14 protein-coding genes are annotated in these 20,486 nt (G+C 45.3%); 13 read left to right on the forward strand and 1 reads right to left on the reverse strand.

Translation table 11 applies throughout. The features are described 5' to 3' along the window. Positions 1 to 2: 2 nt before the first annotated feature. The 12 genes from DRW07_RS13625 to DRW07_RS13680 all read left to right on the forward strand — a co-directional run bounded on the left by DRW07_RS13625 (position 3) and on the right by DRW07_RS13680 (position 16,650). A complete protein-coding gene (locus tag DRW07_RS13625) occupies positions 3 to 704 on the forward strand; it encodes a LytR/AlgR family response regulator transcription factor (RefSeq protein ID WP_124028480.1) in 702 nt (233 codons plus the stop codon). A gap of 88 nt (positions 705 to 792) precedes the next feature. Continuing rightward, positions 793 to 2,811, forward strand: a complete 2,019-nt coding sequence (locus DRW07_RS13630; protein ID WP_124028481.1) for a S9 family peptidase — start codon at positions 793 to 795, stop codon at positions 2,809 to 2,811. Between the two features lie 98 nt (positions 2,812 to 2,909). After that, complete coding sequence (locus DRW07_RS13635; RefSeq protein WP_124028482.1) at positions 2,910 to 4,247, forward strand: amidohydrolase; 1,338 nt, start codon at positions 2,910 to 2,912, stop codon at positions 4,245 to 4,247. 113 nt (positions 4,248 to 4,360) lie between these two features. Next, complete coding sequence (locus tag DRW07_RS13640) at positions 4,361 to 5,545, forward strand: acetyl-CoA C-acyltransferase family protein (protein WP_124028483.1); 1,185 nt, start codon at positions 4,361 to 4,363, stop codon at positions 5,543 to 5,545. 137 nt (positions 5,546 to 5,682) lie between these two features. Next, positions 5,683 to 6,858 carry a DUF5009 domain-containing protein gene (locus DRW07_RS13645; protein WP_124028484.1) on the forward strand — a complete coding sequence of 392 codons (1,176 nt, stop codon included), beginning with the start codon at positions 5,683 to 5,685 and terminating at the stop codon, positions 6,856 to 6,858. A gap of 148 nt (positions 6,859 to 7,006) precedes the next feature. Continuing rightward, complete coding sequence (locus DRW07_RS13650; protein WP_124028485.1) at positions 7,007 to 7,777, forward strand: DUF3450 domain-containing protein; 771 nt, start codon at positions 7,007 to 7,009, stop codon at positions 7,775 to 7,777. Then, a complete protein-coding gene (locus DRW07_RS13655; RefSeq protein ID WP_124028486.1) occupies positions 7,774 to 9,180 on the forward strand; it encodes a MotA/TolQ/ExbB proton channel family protein in 1,407 nt (468 codons plus the stop codon). The genes DRW07_RS13650 and DRW07_RS13655 overlap by 4 nt, the downstream gene beginning before the upstream one ends. Before the next feature lie 5 nt (positions 9,181 to 9,185). After that, positions 9,186 to 9,737: a MotA/TolQ/ExbB proton channel family protein gene (locus tag DRW07_RS13660; protein ID WP_124028487.1), complete on the forward strand. Its 552-nt coding sequence runs from the start codon at positions 9,186 to 9,188 to the stop codon at positions 9,735 to 9,737. After that, entirely contained in the window at positions 9,730 to 10,137 is a 408-nt protein-coding gene (locus tag DRW07_RS13665) for an ExbD/TolR family protein (protein WP_124028488.1), read from the forward strand. Before DRW07_RS13660 ends, DRW07_RS13665 begins: the two co-directional genes overlap by 8 nt. Then, a complete protein-coding gene (locus DRW07_RS13670; RefSeq protein ID WP_124028489.1) occupies positions 10,106 to 10,801 on the forward strand; it encodes an energy transducer TonB in 696 nt (231 codons plus the stop codon). The genes DRW07_RS13665 and DRW07_RS13670 overlap by 32 nt, the downstream gene beginning before the upstream one ends. Next, positions 10,798 to 12,042: a tetratricopeptide repeat protein gene (locus DRW07_RS13675; RefSeq protein ID WP_124028490.1), complete on the forward strand. Its 1,245-nt coding sequence runs from the start codon at positions 10,798 to 10,800 to the stop codon at positions 12,040 to 12,042. Before DRW07_RS13670 ends, DRW07_RS13675 begins: the two co-directional genes overlap by 4 nt. 120 nt (positions 12,043 to 12,162) lie before the next feature. After that, complete coding sequence (locus DRW07_RS13680) at positions 12,163 to 16,650, forward strand: PAS domain-containing protein (RefSeq protein WP_124028491.1); 4,488 nt, start codon at positions 12,163 to 12,165, stop codon at positions 16,648 to 16,650. A gap of 24 nt (positions 16,651 to 16,674) precedes the next feature. On the opposite strand, the gene DRW07_RS13685 is transcribed toward DRW07_RS13680, so the two are convergent. Continuing rightward, complete coding sequence (locus DRW07_RS13685) at positions 16,675 to 18,921, reverse strand: ABC transporter substrate-binding protein (protein WP_124028492.1); 2,247 nt, start codon at positions 18,919 to 18,921, stop codon at positions 16,675 to 16,677. A 379-nt stretch (positions 18,922 to 19,300) separates the two neighbouring features. Between DRW07_RS13685 and DRW07_RS13690 the strand changes: the two genes are divergently transcribed. Beyond that, the gene (locus DRW07_RS13690) at positions 19,301 to 20,389 is read left to right on the forward strand and encodes a substrate-binding domain-containing protein (protein WP_124028493.1); all 1,089 of its coding nucleotides are present in this window, start codon (positions 19,301 to 19,303) and stop codon (positions 20,387 to 20,389) included. Positions 20,390 to 20,486: the final 97 nt, after the last annotated feature.

Raw genomic sequence — 20,486 nt, forward strand, 5'->3', positions numbered from 1 at the left:
ACATGAAGGTCTTAATGATTGAAGATGAATTCATGGTCGCAAAGCGTCTTCGAAGATTCATTGAATCGGCAATAGGAAAGGAGTTGCAACAGTTAACACACCTGGACAATTTGGATGATGCTCAGGCATTTGTGTCGGACAATTCAATCGACGTGTTGTTTCTTGACCTGAACTTACATGGCAATGATGGTTTCTTGTTGTTGCAAGAGCAATTGAGTAAGAGCTTTCACACTATTGTCGTCTCAGCCAATACCGACAGAGCTATTGAGGCCTTCGAGTTTGGCGTACTCGATTTTATTGGAAAGCCTTTCACACAAGAGCGCATTAACCAAGCTGTTGCTAGGCTTACTGAGCAAAATCCTAACGCGCAATGCAAATTTCTTAGCTATAAAAAATTAGGCCAGATTCAGTTATTACCCGTTGAGGATGTGCTTTACCTAAGAGCTTCTGGTCACTACTGCGATGTGATCACACGATGCGGTGAAACCGTGGTACATGACAAAAACATAGACAGGCTTCTGACACTATTAGGCACGAATTTTGTAAGAATTCACCGCTCCTACGCGGTTAGACTTGACGCGATTGCATCAATCTGCGCAGCAGAAGGAAGCAAGTACTCACTACAACTAAAAGACTCAACTGAGCTACCTATTGGACGCACTCGTGTGAAAAAACTAAAGGCACAGATAGGCGTTCAATGCTGAATCAACCATGTAAACTGAGAAAAGAATGCGCTATGTTCTTTACCAGACTCCACTGATCCCTTCGGGATACTAGCGCAAGGACCTATTGATGTTGAATAAAGCATTACCGATTACCGTAGTTGCATTGTGTTTTTTAACTGTCTTAGCCGCCCTACCGCAAGCACAGGCGCAGGATTCATCAGGGCTGATACCTGAGGATTATTTTGATTTCATTTTTCCTGGAGATATTCAAATCTCACCCGACGGCAGCAAAGCGCTATTTGTGAAGACATGGGTAAACGAGGATGGTACAGGTCGCCACACCAGAATTTATCAAATAAGCGATCAGGATGAGGTGAGTGCATTCACTCAGGGTACATCAGACTCTTCACCAAAATGGTCCCCAGACGGCTCGTCAATTGCGTTTATTCGTCCTGTCGAAGATAACGCTCAGGTGTTCACTATGCCGGCCAATGGCGGAGAAGCCAAACAAGTTACCTATGTAGAAAACGGCATATCAGCGTTCCAATGGATGCCAAATGGAAATCAATTGCTGTTAACGCTGCGGGTTGACGCTGACGCGAAAAAGAAAGATGCCAACCAAGAAAAAGAAGCATCTGCACAACGTGCAGAGCCAGACATGGTTGTTGTGCAAAATGCTTTGTACCTTGCCAATGGCTCTGGGTATCTGAGTAACAAGCGCAGTCATTTATTCCTGTTCGATATAGAGAGTAAAAAACTTGGGCAATTAACACACGGCGATGATTGGAACGTAAATGCTCCAAGAGTGTCACCGGATGGGACCAAGATATACTTTCACGCCAATAAGACAGGCCTTGAATACGAAGGAAATAACAATAGCGATATCTTTCAGCTTGATATTGAAACAGAAGCCATTACATCACTTACCTCGCATGCGGGTGCACAGTTCAACGTTAACCCGGCTAAAGCAGGATCATCGTTAGTGTATTTGCACCGTGAAGATACCTATGCTCAAGCCGAATTGCTACTGAGGAAAAGCGACAGCACAACGGTCAACCTGACCGCTGAATTTGACCGGGACGCAGCGTTTTCTCACTGGTCGGCTGACGGAAAATCACTCTTCTTCACGACCAATGACAAAGGCGCAAACCGCTTGTTTGTCACCGACATCGAAGACGTAAAAGTCAAAGCAGTGCTGCCTGACGATAAAACAATCAGACATCTCGCAGTGGCTGAGAATAAAGACGTGTTGCTATTTACCATGGAGAGCGCCACGTTGTTACCTGAGATATACAGACTGAACTTGAATGACAAAGCGTTGACACAATTGACAACGTTTAACACCGCACTTTTGAACAAAAAGGCCTTATCGCCTGCTGATGATGAATGGTTTACCAATAATGAAGGCATGCATGTGCACGGTTTCATACACAAACCTATCGGGTTCACAAACGATGCATCCTACCCCTTAATTCTCAACATAAAGGGTGGTCCAGGAGGCATGTGGGGTCACCAGTGGTTCCATGAAAATCAGATGTATGCGGCAAAGGGTTATGCCGTTGCCTATGTCAATTATCGTGGCAGCAGTGGCTATGGATTAGCCCATAGCCAGGCTGTTCGCCTAGATTATGGCGGCGCTGACTATCAGGACAATATACAGTTTCTGGAACACATATTGGCGCAACACCCTTGGGTTGACCAAAAGCGCCTGTATGTTACAGGTGGCAGCCACGGTGGTTTTTTGACTAACTGGATCACCACAAAAACCGATCGTTTCAAAGCAGCAGTTACCCAACGCAGCGTGAGTTCGTGGATTTCAGAAGCAGGCACGCAGGAGTTTACCCCTTATCAGATGACCAAGGAGTTTGGTGGGAACCTGTGGACCAACTTTGATTATTATTGGAATCGGTCTCCACTTAAGTATGCAAATAATGTCACCACACCTACCCTTATTATTCACAGCGACCAAGATATGATCACGCCAATTGGTCAAGGCCAGGAATGGTTCTATGCATTAAAAGCCAATAACGTGCCAGTAGAAATGGTTATTTTTAAGGGAGAAACCCATTCACTCTCCCGTTCTGGTACCCCAGTCAGTCTTGTAGAACGATTGCGACGCATCATAAATTGGTTCGATCGCCATTAAGTCACCATTAACAGGTTATTGGCTAACAAATACCTTACTCCAATGCGAGGTATCTGTTAGCCTTTTTATTCAGTCAGAAAACACCAAGAGAAAATGCTATGAAGAATAAATGGCTCGTAACCGCAGTTTCACTCATTTTTTGTTCTGCAGGCTTGTCTGCTGATGAAGTCAGCACCGCTGTTTCCCGTGATTATGAGCAACATCTTCAAGCTCTATTTGTACACTTTCATCAAAACCCTGAGCTTTCTTTGGTTGAAAATAAAACAGCAGCCCGCCTCGCCCAGGAGCTAAGCGCTGTTGGCTTCACAGTGACTGAAAATGTTGGTGTCGACATTGATGGTTTACCTTCTACTGGGATAGTCGCTGTTATGAAAAATGGCGAAGGCCCAACCGTCATGATGCGCGCTGATATGGATGGTTTGCCTGTAGAAGAAAAGTCGGGGCTGTCCTACGCATCTACAGCCACGCAGATTTCGCCAATAACCGGGAACCAGGTACCTGTAATGCACGCGTGTGGCCATGATGTTCATGTCACGAGCCTTATAGGTACGGCACGTTATATGGCAGCCAATAAAGATAAGTGGTCGGGTACGCTGATGCTCATTGGTCAGCCCGCTGAAGAACGCATCATGGGTGCCAAGCAGATGATGGATGCAAAACTTTGGGACACTTTTGGTAAACCTGACTATGCCCTCGCATTTCATGTCACTTCCAATGGTGAGCTTGGCTACGTCAATGTGCTAAATGGCTCACCGTATGCCGGTTCAGACAGCCTTGACCTGGTCATTCACGGTATAGGCGCTCATGGTGCTAGCCCGCATGCGGGAAAAGACCCCATTGTGCTCGGTTCTCAAATTGTTTTAGCTTTACAAACTTTAGTATCAAGAGAGCTTAGCCCTCGTCAACCTGGCGTCGTTACGGTAGGTTCATTTCACAGCGGAACCAAACACAATATCATTTCCGACAAAGCCGTCTTGCAGTTAACCGTCAGAAATACCAACCTTGAAACTAGGGAGATACTACTCAATGGCATTCAGCGCATTGCGGAGAATTTGGCTAGAGCAGCAGGCCTGCCCGAAGATAAACTTCCAGAGATCAGTATTGTCGAAAGTACCCCCCCTACAGTAAATAACGATGAACTCGTTAATCGATTAAGACAAACCTGGCAGCAACAGATGGGCGAAGAACGGGTTGTCTCTGTGCCGCCAACAGGCATGGGCGCTGAGGATTTTCCCTATTTCACTAACGGCTACGACATACCTGCAGTTTATTGGAGTGTAGGTGGAACACCGACTGAAGAATGGCAATCAGCCATGGAAGGAAAAACCACTATACCTTCTCACCACAGTCCATTTTTTAAAGTCTCACCGGACAGTGTAAAAGTGGGTACTGAGTCTACCATTCATGCGCTGTTAGAACTTCTGAAGAAGCCATAAAGAAAATTGCATACCACTAATGTCCTATAGCCATTTCGTCACATGTCTGTCTTACTATACTGACGAGCAAGCAGTTTATTGATTAGTCAACGACTTAAGATGGGAAGAGGATTATGAGTGTAAATAGTGTTGTTGTATTAAGTGCCGTGCGTTCTGCAATTGGCACTTTTTCAGGTAGCCTCAAAGGCATTGAACCCTGTGAGTTGGCTGGACAAGTGTTAAAGCAAGGGATCAACGCGTCTGGCGTCGAGGCAGAAAAATACCAGTCTGTGATTGTCGGGAACACCATTCCTACTGAGTCCCGCTTCCCCTACGTGGCGCGCGTTGCATCGATACAGGCAGGTATGTCTATGGATTCCACAGCCATGGCACTAAATCGGCTATGTAGTTCAGGCCTTCAGGCGGTAGTAAGTTCGGCGCAGGGGATCATGCTTGGCGATCACGAACTCGCCATTGGCGGTGGCGTTGAAGTCATGTCACGCGGCGGCTACCTATCAACCGCAATGCGAGCCGGTGCCAGAATGGGCGACAGTACCATGACAGACATGATGGTCGCTGCACTGACCGACCCATTTGGTGTCGGCCATATGGGCATAACGGCTGAAAACCTTGCTGCCAAATGGGATATCAGCCGGGAGGCACAAGACGCTTTTGCTGCTCAGTCTCACGCCAGAGCTCAAGCGGCTATCGAAGCAGGGTACTTTTCTGACCAGATTGTGCCCGTGGAACTGAAAAGCCGAAAAGGCGTCACGGTATTTGACACAGATGAGCACGTTAAACCCGATACCACGGCAGAAAAGCTTGCTGGTATGCGCACCGCCTTCAAGAAAGATGGAACAGTAACGGCGGGCAACGCGTCTGGCATTAACGATGGTGCGTCATTTATAACCTTGGCCAGTGAACACTATGCCAACGCGCAGAACCTGTCGCCACTGGCGCGGATAGTTTCTTATGCGGTAGCGGGTGTTCCCAACGATGTAATGGGAGAAGGCCCAATTCCGGCGTCTAAAGCAGCACTTGCAAAAGCAGGTTTATCGATTGCGGATATGGACGTCGTAGAATCTAATGAAGCTTTTGCAGCACAAGCATTAACTGTGTCGAAAGGGCTTGACTTAGATCCAGCCAAAACTAACCCTAATGGCGGTGCCATTGCTCTCGGTCACCCCATTGGTGCATCGGGCGCAGTGATTGCGACTAAAGCCATCCATGAGCTCAGACGAATCGGCGGAAAATACGCACTGGCCACAATGTGTATTGGTGGCGGACAAGGTATTGCCGTGATATTTGAGCGCCTCTAGATAGTGTCTCAATAGCGCAACATAACGCGCCGAGCGCAAGGCTCCGCGCGTTCTTCACTTTTATTACACAAATCTACTTGCTGCGCGAATCTCAACAAGGTAACTTCCAATGACAGCGTTGTAATTCAAGGAAGTTTATGCAAAGTTTGCCCAATAACCGTATCCTTTCCATTGATGTTTTCCGTGGTTTTACCATTTTGGTAATGGTCTTTGTTAACGAACTCGCGGGCATTGCGAATATCCCCGATTGGATGAAGCACATGCCTGCCGACGCCGACGCCATGACATTTGTCGATTTGGTTTTTCCGGCGTTTTTGTTCATCGTGGGTATGTCAATTCCCTTTGCCGTGCAGGCAAGAGAAAATAAGGGAGACAATCCCACAGCTATCCTAAAACATGGACTAATAAGAGCCTTCGGTCTTATCGTTATTGGCTTTTATATGGTGAACAGTATCGGAGGCTATGATGAAAGTGCTATGCCAATAAGCATAGCGCTCTGGTCTCTTGTTATGTATTTTTCTGTACTAGCGCTTTGGAGTAGTGTGCCCAAGCACTGGTCTGCTGCACAAATCCTTTCACTTCGCTCATTGGGAACCATAGGCCTTTTAGCTATGGCCTGGGTTTATGAGGGTCCTAATGAAAGCTGGATGACACCACAGTGGTGGGGAATATTAGGTTTGATTGGTTGGGCTTATATTGCCTCTCTCTTATGTTACTTGCTTGCAGGACAACGTGTAGTAGTGTTGAGTGCAATTGGCCTGTCTTTTATTGGTCTGTTTGCATTGTTGGAACGTCTTCATGGGCAAGAGGGCCTGATAGGTGTCATCGTGCAGGAAAACCGCAACAATACGCATATTGCGTTGGTATTGTCTGGTCTCATTATGTCACTTATATGCTTTAGCCCTCGTGTTAAGCGGCGTGGCGCAGGTATTTTTTTGTTTGTCGCGATAACCGGTTTGCTCGCCTATGCGGCCTGCCTTATTTGGGACGTATCTAAAATCTGGGCCACGCCCAGCTGGGCCTTACTGAGCGTTTTTTATTGCGCTAGTTTGTACGCCATTGTCTACTGGGTTGTCGAAGTAAAGCACTATAAATCCTGGTGCGCCTTATTCGAGCCAGCGGCCAATAACCCTCTACTTATTTATATTCTGCCTTATATTTTATTGGCTGCAATGGGGACATTCGGTTGGACTATTCGTCCTGACGTCCTGTCGTCTGGAGTAGCCGGAATTCTATGGAGTGCGGTTTTCGCAATCACCATGATGGCACTGGTTGCTGGTCTAAACAAACTGGGTGTGAGACTGAAGTTATAGAAGCATTACAGCTCAAATTTTAGCCCTCTCAGCTCACCATTCTCATGCCGTAACATGATCTAAAACAAACTTCTGTTTTGTTTAACTGGTGTTCACTTCGCGTTTTTGCTTTTTTAGATAATAAGCAACAATAACAACAGGTGGACCCATGCGATTGGCAATATGGATAACTCTGCTAGTAGGGCTGATTTCAAGTGCTAACATACAAGCTCAGGACAAAACCCAAACACTGGTTAAGAAAGGGCTTGAAAGGCTGGAAGACAACCAGGCAGCACAAAAAGCGGTAGACAAACAACAGGAACAAATTGAGTCATTAGAAGAAGCCTATCAGGACGAGCTGTATCTCATTGACGGCCTCAATATGTACAACGCCATGCTACAACGTCAATTAGACGACCAAGCATCGCAGATTTCTCAGCTTGATACTTCCATTAATAATGCGACGCAGATTGAACGCCAGATAATGCCACTACTGGTGCGAATGATTGATGCATTAGACACTTTTGTGGCAGTAGATGTACCTTTTCTCCTCAACGAGCGGGAGGAGAGAGTAGCGGGCTTACGCGAACTTTTGTCCAAAGCGGAATATACCACCTCTGAAAAAACCCGACGTGTTTTTGAAGCCTATCAGATCGAGAATGAATATGGTTACACCATTGAGTCTTACAAAGGCCGAGTCACATTGGCTGATGAGCAGTTTGCCGTTGATTTTTTACGTATCGGTAGAATAGGTCTGATGTATCGTGACCTAGCTGGCGAACGTGTGGGTTTTTGGAACAATCAGACAAAGCAATGGCAACCACTTACTGAGAACCAATATAAACGTCATATTTTGAAAGGCTTAAAGATTGCGAAAGAAGAAATTTCACCTGAGCTGATCACCTTACCTCTCTTTGCGACGATAGAGGAACGCCCATGAAAACGTTCAAACTCCTCCCTGCTTTTGTCCTTTTTATGGCATGTTACTTCGTGTTGCTCACCTTTGCGACAGGGCAAGCATACGCGCAAGAGACTAAATCATCTCAAAACAGTAACAGTATCTCTGTAGACGAGTTACTCGAAAAAGTTAAGCACGGTCACAGAGCTGACCAAGTGATTAATCAGGAGCGTTTAAATACGTTCAATCAGAACAAGCAACAACAGTCGCAGCTGCTTGAAGATGCAAAGAATACTCGTCAAGCAGCTGAAGCCTTAAGCCTTCAGAGAGAACAAACCTTTGAAGACAATGAACAGCAAATTACCCTGTTAAAAGAGCGACTCACTGAGCGCCTAGGCTCGCTCAAAGAACTATTTGGCGTATTGCAGCTAGTAGCAAATGACGCCCAGGGTCAATTCGATAATTCACTGGTGCAAATTCATTACCCTGATCGCAGCGCACGGTTAAATGCCTTTTCTGAAAAAATGGGGCAAGTTACTGAGCTTCCCTCTGTACAGGAAATTGAGGCGCTGTGGTTTGAATTGCAAAGAGAAATGACAGAATCAGGTAAAATAGTGAAGTCCAAACAGCCCGTATTGCTGCAATCCGGACAAGAAGTGACAACAGATGTCATTCGCGTAGGTACGTTTAACTTAGTGTCTGATCAAAAATATTTTCAGCGAATTGCCGAAACAGGCCGAATAGTAGAGTACCCTCGTCAGCCATCCTCCCGTTACATGCAAGGCGCAGAGAGCCTAGCCGACAACCATGGTAGCGTCATCCCCATGACAATCGACCCTATACGTGGTCAGTTGATCGCTTTAATGGGAACCGCTCCGCAACTTACTGAACGCGTGCAACAGGGCGGTGTTATCGGCTATGTCATTGTTGTGCTTGGGGCACTTGTTGTGGCTCTAGCAATAGGCCGTTTCCTTTACTTAGTGTACCTTGACAACAGAATACAAAACCAACTTAATCACCTTAGTAAGCCTGGGAATAATCCACTTGGCCGGATTATACAAGCCTACGAAGACAATAAATCTGAGAATCTTGATCATCTGGAAATCAAACTTGGCGAAGCTGTATTGAGAGAGGTGCCTCCGATTAACCGTGGATTATCATTTTTGAAAATTAGTGCCGCCGTCGCGCCACTTTTAGGACTATTAGGCACAGTTACCGGCATGATCATTACTTTTCAGGCCATTACACTATTTGGGGCGGGTGATCCCAAATTAATGGCTGGGGGTATTTCGCAAGCGCTTGTCACCACAGTGTTGGGTCTAATCGTTGCTATACCTACCCTGCTATTGCACAACTTGGTAAACAGCAAAGCCACTAAAATCACCCAGATTATTGAGCAAGAAGCCGTGGCGTTAATTGCAATGCGTTCTGAAAGCCCGGCGTAGCGACTATGTTTGTCTTGATCGATAACACGTTTCCCTGGTTTGGCGATATGCTGGAACTCGGCGGTGATATTTTGCTAATGATTATTCTCATGGCCGCTCTGATGTGGGCACTAATACTGGAGCGATTGGTTTTTATGCTGCTGGTATTACCATCACGTGAAAGGCAGCTACTGACAGTATGGCAGCAATTATCACCTTCTCAGCCTTGGTATAACGATGAACTACGCAGTCTTCTGGTAAGCAGAGTAAGCCGTGAAGTCAAACGTAATCTTGGACTCATACAAACTATCGTAAAAGTATGTCCCTTACTCGGGCTGCTGGGTACTGTGATGGGAATGCTAGAGATTTTCGACGCCCTTGCTGTCACTGGTAACAACAGCGCCAGAACTACCGCTGGAGGTGTTTCCAAAGCAACAGTGTCAACCATGGCCGGTATGGTTGTTGCCATTTCGGGTTTGATGATCAGCAATTATTTGTCTGACAAAGCTGACAGCCTAAAGCTTGCTTTCCAGGAACGACTTCAGGTGTCAAGTAACAAGGAAACAGATCATGCGTAAGTTTGTATTTCAGCAACCCCAAGACCAGGAAGCCAGTGTTGATATCACGCCGATGCTGGATGTTGTCTTCATCATGCTTATCTTTTTCATTGTCACTGCGACGTTCGTCAAACTTTCCGGTATTGAAGTCGATGCGCCTAAGGCTTCAACTTCTGTCGTTCAAGAAAAAGCCAACATACTTATTGCTATCGACGAGAACAATAAAATTTGGATTAACCGGCGTGAAGTTGACCTTAGAGCGTTGCGGCCCAACATCGAGCGCTTGCATGCAGAAAACCCCAAAGGAATTGTGGTAATCCAAGCAGACAAATTATCGCGCAATGAAACATTGGTCAAGGTAATGGACGCATCTCGCAAAGCCGGTGTGTATGACATCGCGTTGGCCGCAGATAAGAGTTAACCGTATGAGCCATGCACCGATACTCATTACATCTGACCGGCTCTTACCGTTTCGGCTACTTGTTGCAGCGGCTATAGGTATTGTTGTCGCGGGTCTGTTGACACTTTTTATGCACGTATTGATTGCATTTAGCCAGCAGGAGCTGATAGATACGCCTCGAGCCAACATGTTGGATTTTGTGCGCATAAAACGAGAGGAAAGCTCACAGCGTAAAGCACCACGGCCTCAGCGCCCAAAAACACAAGAAGCGCCGCCCGCGCCTCCCACACCGCAGTCTTCTGACCAGAGTATGAGTGAGACAGCGCTTCAGGTTTCCATGCCTACTGCGTCTGCCGACGTCGGAATGACAATAGGTACCGGCATTGGAACCGGGGACGGAGAATACCTTCCCATCGTCAAGGTAGCACCAACCTATCCGATTAAAGCGGCAGCAGAAGGCAAAGAAGGGGAATGCCTAGTGGTGTTTACTGTCACTACAACGGGTGCCACTAAAGACGTTGAAACCGTTGAGGGAAGCTGCCCACCTATCTTTGCCCGGTCATCCATTATGGCAGCGAAAAAGTTTAAGTATAAACCTCGTGTTGTCGATGGTAAGCCCATCGAAGTCCCCGGCATTTACAACTTGTTCAATTACACTTTAGTAAAACGTGAGTCGCAAGAATGAACATCAGGATCATTATCTTCATTATGAGTTGTATGATTTGTACTGCACACCTTGCACAGGCAAAAGAAAAATCATACGCCTTGAGTATTAAAGTGTTTAAACCATTAGAAAAGGCACAAATTGCAGCAGAGCAAGGGTCTTATGATGAGGCATTCACACTGTTAAATGAAGTGTTGGAAAAGAGTATTACGCCCTATGAACGGGCACAGACATACACGTTGATGGGCACGTTTTATTACAAACAGGGCGATAACGATAGTGCGCTCAAGGCGTTTTCACAAGTCTTGCTATCAGAAGGTGACATGCCAAGCAGATTATTGGAGCAAACCCTGAAGACGTTAACTCAAATGCACATGATGCAGGACGACTATGAATCGGCAAAAAATTATTGTGAACAACTGGTTGCAATAGCCGAAACACCTGACCAGCTTAATTACGCGTTGCTTGCTCAGGCATACTACAAGTTAGAGCAATGGAAGGAAACCCTCGCTGCCGGCGAAGCAGGACGAGCGCTGGCTTATGAACAGCAAAAACAGCCGGATGAAAATATTCTTTTGCTTATCAATGCCGCCCACTTTGAAATTGGTGCATTGGACAAAATGCCAGCAATTTTAGAAGAGCTTATACGTATATACCCAAAAAAGAGCTACATTCTTTATCTTGCTTCTATCTATGGTCAACTTGACCGACTTGATAAGCAAACCGTATTGATGGAAGCCTTGTACGACGATGGTAAATTGAACGAATACAGCCAGTTACGCAATTTGGCGAGTCTTTACATGTCAGAAAAAACCCCCTACAAAGGTGCTATGGTGCTCCATAAAGCCCTCACCGAAGGTAAAATAAAAGCGACAGCGAGAGATTACGAACTATTGGCTCAGGCCTGGCAGTTGGCTGCTGAACGTAAAAAGGCGGCAAGTGCTTATGCGCACGCAGGCAGACTAGGTGACACTGGCGAAAACTACCTTAAGCAGGCATATGTCCTTTTTGATATGGCGCAATGGAAAAGCGTTGTCCCGGCAGCAATGGCTGGGTTGGACAAGGGTCTAACAGACAAAAAAGCCGGTGAAGCGTGGCTATTAATTGGAATGGCACGCTTTAAACTAAAACAATTTGTTCAGGCTATTGAAGCCTGTGAACGTGCAGCGCGCTTTGCCGATACAAAAGGTCATGCAGAGCAGTGGATTGCCTATATCACCAGAGAAAAAAGAAAACGCGATAGCATGATGCCTGCCACCTAAGCAGAGAAAACGTATAAAAACTTACACCTTGCAACGCATTCAGTGATTTGAATTTGTCTGCCTCCTTTATATAGTTAATGCTTGAGTATTGTGATCTCACCGATTTAAGAACGAGACATTATGACAGCATCTCGATGTAGCCGATGGCCAATCTTCAGTTATTCCTTGGCATTACTTGCGGTAATGCTAAAGCCTACCTGTGCCTACGCTATAACGGCTTCAGTACGCGGCTTGGGCGATAGCAGTATTATTCTCTTATTGAGCCTCATCGGTATCACCGTTATGGGTTTAATAGCGGCCGTTTTCACGTTTTTCAAGAGAACCCAAAAAGGCCAAGCCGCTCTTCAGGCATCCGAGGAAGAAAAGCAACAAATTCAAGCACAAATTGACCTGTCTATAGATGGTATCTTGCAGCTGGATGATGACAATGTAATCCGCTACGCTAATCAATCAGCGGCGTACTTTTTAGAGAAAAAGTTAGAAGAGCTGGTAGGAAAGCCGGTGTTATCTGTGTGTGAAAACGAGCTTGCAAGCCAGCTTCAGGACGCGCAACAATCATCGTCCGGTAAGATTACATTGTACTGTCAACTTGGATACCACAAACGCCATGCCAGGTTGCGCTGGGTAAGGTACAAAAAGCCGCTGGGTGACATAACATCAAGCCTTCATATCGACGATGTTAATCAACTTCAAAGCGACTTGTCTGCCGTTGAAGCAGATAAGAAACACCTGTGTGAAACTTTGGATAATGCCGATACACTTATTGCTAATGCAGACTTTGAAACCCAGATACTGACGCCCAACAATGCATTATGCGAGCTTTTAAAGCTTGAACCTAATAGCACCTTGTCACTAGACACGCTGCACAAGTATTTCAACGATAATGATTCACTGACTTTCAAACGCTTCTGGACAAAACTGCAGGACGGAGAAAACCAGACTCTAGACATAAGTATACTGGTTAGAGGGGTCATCATTCCCATCTCGATCTCTGCGCAGATCAAACCTATTGGTGATCAGGACACCGTGAGCGCAGCGACTTTGGTTGTCACTAACCTATTGCCGCTTCACTCGCTCAAAGAAAAACTCGCAGCGGGGCAAAAATTAATTCAAAGCATGCTCAGCGCCAGCCCTTTCCCCATGTATGTATTGAATGAAAACAGCCAAATTGTCGAATGCAACAGAAAACTGGGCACTTTGTTCAAAGTAGATGTTAACCGTATCAAAAATAAACGGCTGGAAGATATTGATGCTTTTGATGATTACTTTAAGTCTTTGCATACAGGTGCAACAGGTACATTAGCCGCCCAGAAGTCAGCGCTGCTCACAATGAAAGACGGTCGTCAACTCGATGTTAACATGCACTTTGCGCCCCTGATGACGGCAACCCAACACAAAGGTTGCGTTGTAATAATTGAAGATCTCACCGCAATAAAAGCCATTGAAGCTGAAGCGCAAAGACACGAAAAAACCGTGATAGAGCTTCTCGACAATGCGCCAATTGGCGTGGGTATTTTTGACAACCGATACCAGTTCAAACGCGTAAATCAGGCGCTGCTCGACCAACTAAAACTGAAAGAAGACAACCTGCTTAATCAAACATTTACTGCACTTTTCGATACACCTGAGCTCGCGGTGGTTGCCACCAAACATCTGCACAAGGCTGGAAAACTCGAAGACTTTGAGGCCGATTTCATCGACGCCAATGGCCATGTTTTCTCTACCCGTTTAGATGTGAATAAACTCAGCGAAAATGCCTACGTATGCTGGGTAACAGACGCCAGAAGACAGGAGTATTTAAATCACCAGCTTGAGCGACTGATCACCTATAGCAATATGCCTATCGGTTTATTAAACGACGATGGTTTCACTAAATTAAACCCTGCTGCTTGTGCGTTTTTCGATATAACGAAAGAAGACGAACTGCTAGGCTTGTCGCCGGCCAGTGAAGTAATCAATCCCAGCCCTAAAAACGCACAAGAAATGGCCCAGCACCTTGCAGAACTCAAGCAAAATAAGCAAGTATTGTCTTTCTCATGGACCCATGAACATCACGACGAAACGCTCCCGTGTGAGATTACTTTGGTACCGCTTTTTAGTCGAGCAGAACACAGCGCTACGCTGTGCATGTGGACTGATCTAAGGGCACTGAAAAAGGCTAATGCAGCGAGAATTGAAGCAGTAAATTTACGTCAGGCGGCAGAAAAAGAAGTCGCTGAAAAGCAGCGACAGTTGCAAAATAGTCAGGATTTACTGGCGAGTCGCGCACAAACACTAGAAAGTACACAACAAAAACTGGAAGCTGCTGAAAGTGATTTGGCGACAAAGCTTTCTACAATAAAAGAATTACAACAGGCCCATGAAGATATCACCGACCATTTGTCGGAGTTACAGAGTGATTATGAAAGGAACAGGGAGCTACTAGCACAAAGTCAAAATGCTAATGCTGAATTGGAAAGTCAGCTAGAAGCCTCCAGTAATAAAGTTAACCACCTTGAGCGACAGCGTAATCAGATTGCTGACGCATTGCAGTTCAGTGAGCGGAGAAATAAAGAAGCCCAAGAGCAATTGGCTGAAAGCGAGCAAACAACACAATTGTTGAAAGAAGAACACGAAAAACACCTTGCGTCTATGCAGGCCTCTCAAGCAAAAATAGATGAGCTTAAGCACTCTATCGAAGAAAAAGACCAGCAAATCAACGATGTTAGTGACAAGATCACAAATCTTCAATCTCAGCTCGCCAGTTCGGGTAAAGCCAGTGAAAAACTCCGAGAGCAACTTGTTAATCAGAGGAAAGCCAGTGAACTTGCTGAGCAAAAGCGACGTGACTTAGAAAAGGCGTGCGAAGAAGCACAGGCTCAGCTTAGCAATAAGAGCCAGTATGTAGAACATTTGCAAAAAGAGATGCAAATGCTCGAGAACATGGCGGAGCAACAGGTTGACCTAAACCAACAGACACAGCTCCTCGAACAGGAGCTGGCGCAAAAACAACAACAATTAGATGAAACTCAGGCCCAATTAGATCAAGCTAGGGAGTCGTCTGAGCAGGAAAAACAAAATAGTGCCAATTTTGCCGCTGAGTTGGAAAAGTTACAGAAAGAACTACAAGATGTCGAAAATCGCAGCCAACAGCAAAAGGCAGAAATTGCAGAAGTGGATAAAAAATGGCTTGCACAGCAGCAAGCGATGCAAGATGAACTAGCTAACAAACAACAAGAGTTGGATGCAACACTCCATGCGCTAGAAAATGCGCAGCAACAGACAGCAGAGGAAAAGAAAAAGCAAGAAGAGCGAGTGCGCACATTAGAGGCCGAATTGAAAGACGTTGAGCAAAGAGCATTAGCGCAAGAGCAGGAAATGGCCAGTAACGACCAACAACTGCTTCAGCAACAAGAAACTTTGGCGAATGAGCTCGCGGCTAAGAAAGAACAACTCAACCAAACCAAACAACAACTGGAGGCCCATCAACAACAAGTAGAGGAAGAGAAGCAGCAACGAAAAGCTCAACAGGAAAAACTCACGCAGCTCTCACTTGAAATGGCAGATGTTCAGTCTCGCGCCAATAAACAAAAAGAAATTCTTGAGGGAAGTGATGAACAATGGCGCAATCAGCAAAGTGAAATAGAGAAACAAAAAGAGCAGCTTCAACAGGCGTTGGAGCATGCAGAAAATCAAAATCAATTAATGCAGCTCACGCTTGACGATAAGCTTCGAGAGCTTAAGCAGGCTGAAACCGCTGTTTCGCAAACACATTCCGACGAGCAAAAATTACAGGAAGAACTCAACAAAGCCAAAGAACAGGCAGACAGCTTACTGGCTAAACTGATGCAACAAGAAGACGAAGAGCAAAAGCTCAAGCAACAAGTCTATGAACAACAAAACAGTCTGCAAGAGAGAGAAAATAGCATACAGAGCTTGCAGGAAGAACAACAACGATTGACACAAGCACTTCAATCAGTCACACAAGAATACGAACAAACCAAAGCGTCGTATTCGGAGCAGCATCAGAGTCAACAGAAACTAACAGACCAGTTGGAAGCATTAGAAGAAGAGCTCAAGCACAGTAGAAAGCAGCTCAGTGATAAGGAATATGCATTAGTTGACGCTCAAAAACAAATTGCGACAAGTAAAGACAAATTGGCCGCGCAAGAACAAGCCCTTATCGAAACGCAAAAAGAAGAGCTCAAACATTTTATTGATGACGGTTCGCAACCCATTCAAATTAAAAAGCCCGACTTTGCCGACCTACCTTTGCCAGAAAATCCATCACAACTGTTTGATCTGCTTCCTTACTTGCAGGATCACAAGGGTGTCACTTCTCTGGCCAGCTCTTTGAATGAATTGATGGATAACCTGCACAGCAATATTGTAGCGTTAGATAAAGCTGTCGCAGAAGACGACTCAGGGCACATACATATTTCAACCAGAAAGCTCGTTCACGTACTGGAAGAAATCAACTCTGAGCCACTTAAAGACATGGCAGAAAAGTTGCAGTTATGGAGTGAAAATCAGTTGATTGACAACATTTCTATTAGTTGGCCCTCGTCCAGAGGGACATTGATGTCAACACTAAGAGTGATCTATTCACACCTGCACAGTGAGATATAGTAATAAATAAAAAGTATTTTATTCTCACTGTTCAGGCCGAAACTGCATGCAACATTGGTAGAGGGCATGCATGTCAACAGGTTTACCCATATGAAGGTCGAAACCCGAAGCTTTATATCGATTGATGTCTGCCTCCATCACATTGGCAGTGAGGGCAACAACGGGCACATTAATATTTAAAGCGCGAATTGACTGGCACGCTTCGACGCCATCCATAACAGGCATCTGAATATCCATAAAAATTAGGTCAACATTGCCCTGTTTAGCACACTGCAATGCTTCGAAGCCGTTATTGGCAATAGACAGAGTGGCTTGCGTTTGTTCAATCATTGACTGAAAGACCAACTGGTTTATTTCATTGTCTTCTGCCAAAAGAATATGCATGCCAACCAAATTAGGGACTTGGCTTTGAGTTTCAGTCTTTTCCTCAACTTCCCCAGCACTATCAAGTGGTAACACAACGGTAAAAATAGAGCCATGGCCTAATTCACTTTCAACGTTAATGCGCCCCTGCATTAAGGCAACCAGGCTTTGTGTAATCGCAAGTCCCAAACCTGTACCCCCGTAATTGCGTGTGGTAGTGCGCTCGGCCTGTTCAAATCGCTGAAAAAGCTTTAGACGATAGGCCTCATCCATGCCTATACCGGTATCCTGAACCGCTAAGACCAGGGCACCGTCTGTATTGACATCGGCTCGCAGTTCAACGCTGCCTTCATGGGTGAATTTAACCGCATTGGAGCATAGGTTGAGTAATATCTGCTTAATTCTTATGGGATCGCCGATCCAGTTTTTCTGATACATTTGCCCGTAATCAACTGAAAACTGAATTGACTTCTTGTTTGCTTCCATCTCGATTGAGGATTGAATAGAAGCAATGAGATCATCCAAATCAAAGGGAATAGCCTCCAGCTCAAGCTTCCCGGCTTCTATCTTTGAAAAATCCAGAATATCGTTAATGATATAGAGTAAAGACTCAGAGGAATGGATAGCGGACTTGATAAGCGATTTGGCTTTGTCTGACTGAGGCATCTGATTGAGTAACTGAAGACATCCCAACACTCCATTCATTGGCGTTCTTATCTCATGGCTCATATTGGCCAAAAACTGCGACTTGGCCTGATTCGCTTCCTGAGCGAGTTCAGTCGCTTCGATGAGCCGATAGTTTTGTGTTACCAACTCATTATTAACAGCGGAAAGCTGTTTTGTTTGCGCGTTAACCGTTTGCTTCAGACGTGTATTAAAGCGCCACTGAAACACCGTATACGCCAGCACCAAAGCAAGTACGGCAGAGATGATGTAGACAAGACGAGAATCAAATGCCAGCGCCTTTTGTGCATATTCGTTCAAAATCAACCCATCAATTTTACTTTCGACAGGCGCCATCCCAAGTCCTCGATAGACTTGAGCAATTTTCTCTAATCGCTGTGGATAGAAGGTACCAATACTAACTAGGTCAGGTTTAACTATCTGGCGCATTATACGCGCCTCCTGCTCCATGACTTGTAGTGCAATTTGAGGCTGATATTTACTTTGGATAACTCTGATGGTTTCATCCTGGTTATCAAATGCATATTCCCACCCTTTTATAGAGGCGTCTACAAAAGCCTGTACCTGGGCAAGATTGCTTTTTACTCTGCCTTCTGTGGTGAAAATCAGGTCTCCATAAAAATCAATTCCATAGCTTGCCGGATCGATGATATTTACAGCCTGGTCGCGTGCTGCATATTTGAACACCTGATTTGACCGATAGGCTGACATGACATCCACCTCTGGGTCGAGCAGCGCCCAGTCGTCAAAAGTGTGCTTGATATATTGGTAATCGTCACTGTTCAACTCAAACATTTCTAACAACGCGATTAATGATGCATCATCCACACTGCGTTGAAACATAATGCGCTTTCCCCTCATCTCATAGGGGCTAGTAATGTTTGATTCTCTCAGCGTTAAAAAAACAAGAGGACTGGTTTGAAATACAGTGCTGGCAATCACGACAGGCTTGCCAAGAAGACGCTGCAATACAATTGAAGAATCGGCAATACCAAAGTCGGCTCTTTTCTGCAGTACGTCATCAACAACATTGGTAGCGGGATCACGCTCGCGTATTTCAACATCAAAACCGGCCTCTGCGTAAAACCCTTTTTCAAGCGCCATGTAATAGCCAGCAAACTGATATTGATGGAACCACTTAAGTTGCAATACAACCTGTTCCTGTGCAAGTGTCGCGCTGGTAGCACTTACCCAGCAAAGTAAAACCAGCAGACTGCGTAGCATTAAAGTGCACCTTATATTACCGCGTCACGTTCAAGCATAGCGCATTTACATCAACAAGCGGAAGGCTATTACTTAATCAGCCATGACAAAAAACAATGAAATAGTGTTTATCAATAACTACTTACAACAAGCCTGCTGACTTCACCTAGACAAAGCAATTGCATCGACGCTATCATTTACGCGTTTTCGCGTCCTGACCTACTTGTTGGTGGAGCTCTTTCGATGAGCATAAGCGCAGCAGCAGGGCAATTTGGTGAGATTTGATTGATGAGTTCGAGATAATTTTACAGCCCTCGCACTTTAGTAATAAAAGTGTCACAAAGCTGTCATATACTGCCCTCGAATTTTAATTCAGGTTGATTTAACGACGAGAATTTATATGAAAAAGTCTATAGTAATGACCGCGCTCACGCTCATGTCCGGGCTGATTTCCAGCGAAGCAATGGCATCGCGTGATTACATTAATATTGTTGGTTCTTCCACGGTTTACCCTTTTTCCACCGTAGTGGCAGAACGCTATGGCCGTTCAACACAGTTTAAAACCCCTAAAGTTGAGTCTACCGGTTCCGGCGGTGGTCTTAAGCTGTTCTGTCAAGGCGTGGGGGTTCAATTTCCCGATATAGCTAATGCCTCTCGTCGCATCAAACAATCAGAAGTAGACTTGTGTGCAAGCAATGGTGTCGATGAGATCGTTGAAGTCTTGGTGGGCTATGACGGTATTGTCATTGGCAACTCAGTCAAAGCTGCGCCTATGAAACTCACACGTAAAGATATTTTTCTGGCACTTGCCAAGGATGTACCTAATCCAGATGGCTCTAAAACAACGATAGAAAATCCTTATACTACGTGGAAAGACGTTAACCCAGCGCTTCCTGCTCTAAAAATAGAAGTATTGGGACCACCTCCAACATCAGGTACACGCGACGCCTTTGCTGAGCTTGGCCTTGAAGGTGGCTGTAAAAAGATTGATTGGATCGCCGACCTAAATAATCAGTCAAAAGCGGCAGCAAAAGCCGGTGATACAGCAAAATCTAAATCTCTTAAGGACCAGTACAAAGCTATCTGCCACACAGTAAGGGAAGACGGTGCCTACATTGAAACTGGCGAGAACGACAACCTTATTGTTCAGAAATTAAATGCAAATCCGGATGCGCTTGGTATCTTCGGTTTCAGTTTCCTTGACCAAAACATTGACGTGATCCAAGGTTCGTTAATCGATGGCTATGAACCTACGTTCGAGTCTATCGCTGATGGTTCATACCCAGTGTCACGCCCACTCTACTTTTATGTAAAGAAAGCGCACGTTGGCGTAGTTCCGGGCATTCCTGAATACCTGAGTGAGTTCACCAGTGAGCGAGCATTTGGTGAAGAAGGTTACTTAGCCGAAAAAGGTATGATTCCGTTGGATGCTGGAAGCCGTAGACAAACTGCCGCAGACGTAGGCAATTTGAAGCTATTGCAACTATAATCCAACAACCTTGGCAGGCTCATGAACGAGTCTGAGTATTTAACAAAAATCAGGCTTATCTATAAGCCTGATTTTAATTTGTAGGGCGCCTGAAAAA

The sequence above is a fragment of the Paralteromonas sediminis genome, from assembly GCF_003820355.1.
In the GTDB taxonomy this organism is placed as follows: Bacteria; Pseudomonadota; Gammaproteobacteria; order Enterobacterales; family Alteromonadaceae; genus Alteromonas_F; species Alteromonas_F sediminis.

Coding starts and splice junctions, on each gene's coding strand:
- DRW07_RS13670 (WP_124028489.1), top strand. CDS start 10,106: ATGACATCGCGTTGGCCGCAGATAAGAGTTAACCGTATGAGCCATGCA.
- DRW07_RS13645 (WP_124028484.1), top strand. CDS start 5,683: ATGCAAAGTTTGCCCAATAACCGTATCCTTTCCATTGATGTTTTCCGT.
- DRW07_RS13660 (WP_124028487.1), top strand. CDS start 9,186: ATGTTTGTCTTGATCGATAACACGTTTCCCTGGTTTGGCGATATGCTG.
- DRW07_RS13625 (WP_124028480.1), top strand. CDS start 3: ATGAAGGTCTTAATGATTGAAGATGAATTCATGGTCGCAAAGCGTCTT.
- DRW07_RS13630 (WP_124028481.1), top strand. CDS start 793: ATGTTGAATAAAGCATTACCGATTACCGTAGTTGCATTGTGTTTTTTA.
- DRW07_RS13650 (WP_124028485.1), top strand. CDS start 7,007: ATGCGATTGGCAATATGGATAACTCTGCTAGTAGGGCTGATTTCAAGT.
- DRW07_RS13675 (WP_124028490.1), top strand. CDS start 10,798: ATGAACATCAGGATCATTATCTTCATTATGAGTTGTATGATTTGTACT.
- DRW07_RS13680 (WP_124028491.1), top strand. CDS start 12,163: ATGACAGCATCTCGATGTAGCCGATGGCCAATCTTCAGTTATTCCTTG.
- DRW07_RS13665 (WP_124028488.1), top strand. CDS start 9,730: ATGCGTAAGTTTGTATTTCAGCAACCCCAAGACCAGGAAGCCAGTGTT.
- DRW07_RS13635 (WP_124028482.1), top strand. CDS start 2,910: ATGAAGAATAAATGGCTCGTAACCGCAGTTTCACTCATTTTTTGTTCT.
- DRW07_RS13685 (WP_124028492.1), bottom strand. CDS start 18,921: ATGCTACGCAGTCTGCTGGTTTTACTTTGCTGGGTAAGTGCTACCAGC.
- DRW07_RS13655 (WP_124028486.1), top strand. CDS start 7,774: ATGAAAACGTTCAAACTCCTCCCTGCTTTTGTCCTTTTTATGGCATGT.
- DRW07_RS13690 (WP_124028493.1), top strand. CDS start 19,301: ATGAAAAAGTCTATAGTAATGACCGCGCTCACGCTCATGTCCGGGCTG.
- DRW07_RS13640 (WP_124028483.1), top strand. CDS start 4,361: ATGAGTGTAAATAGTGTTGTTGTATTAAGTGCCGTGCGTTCTGCAATT.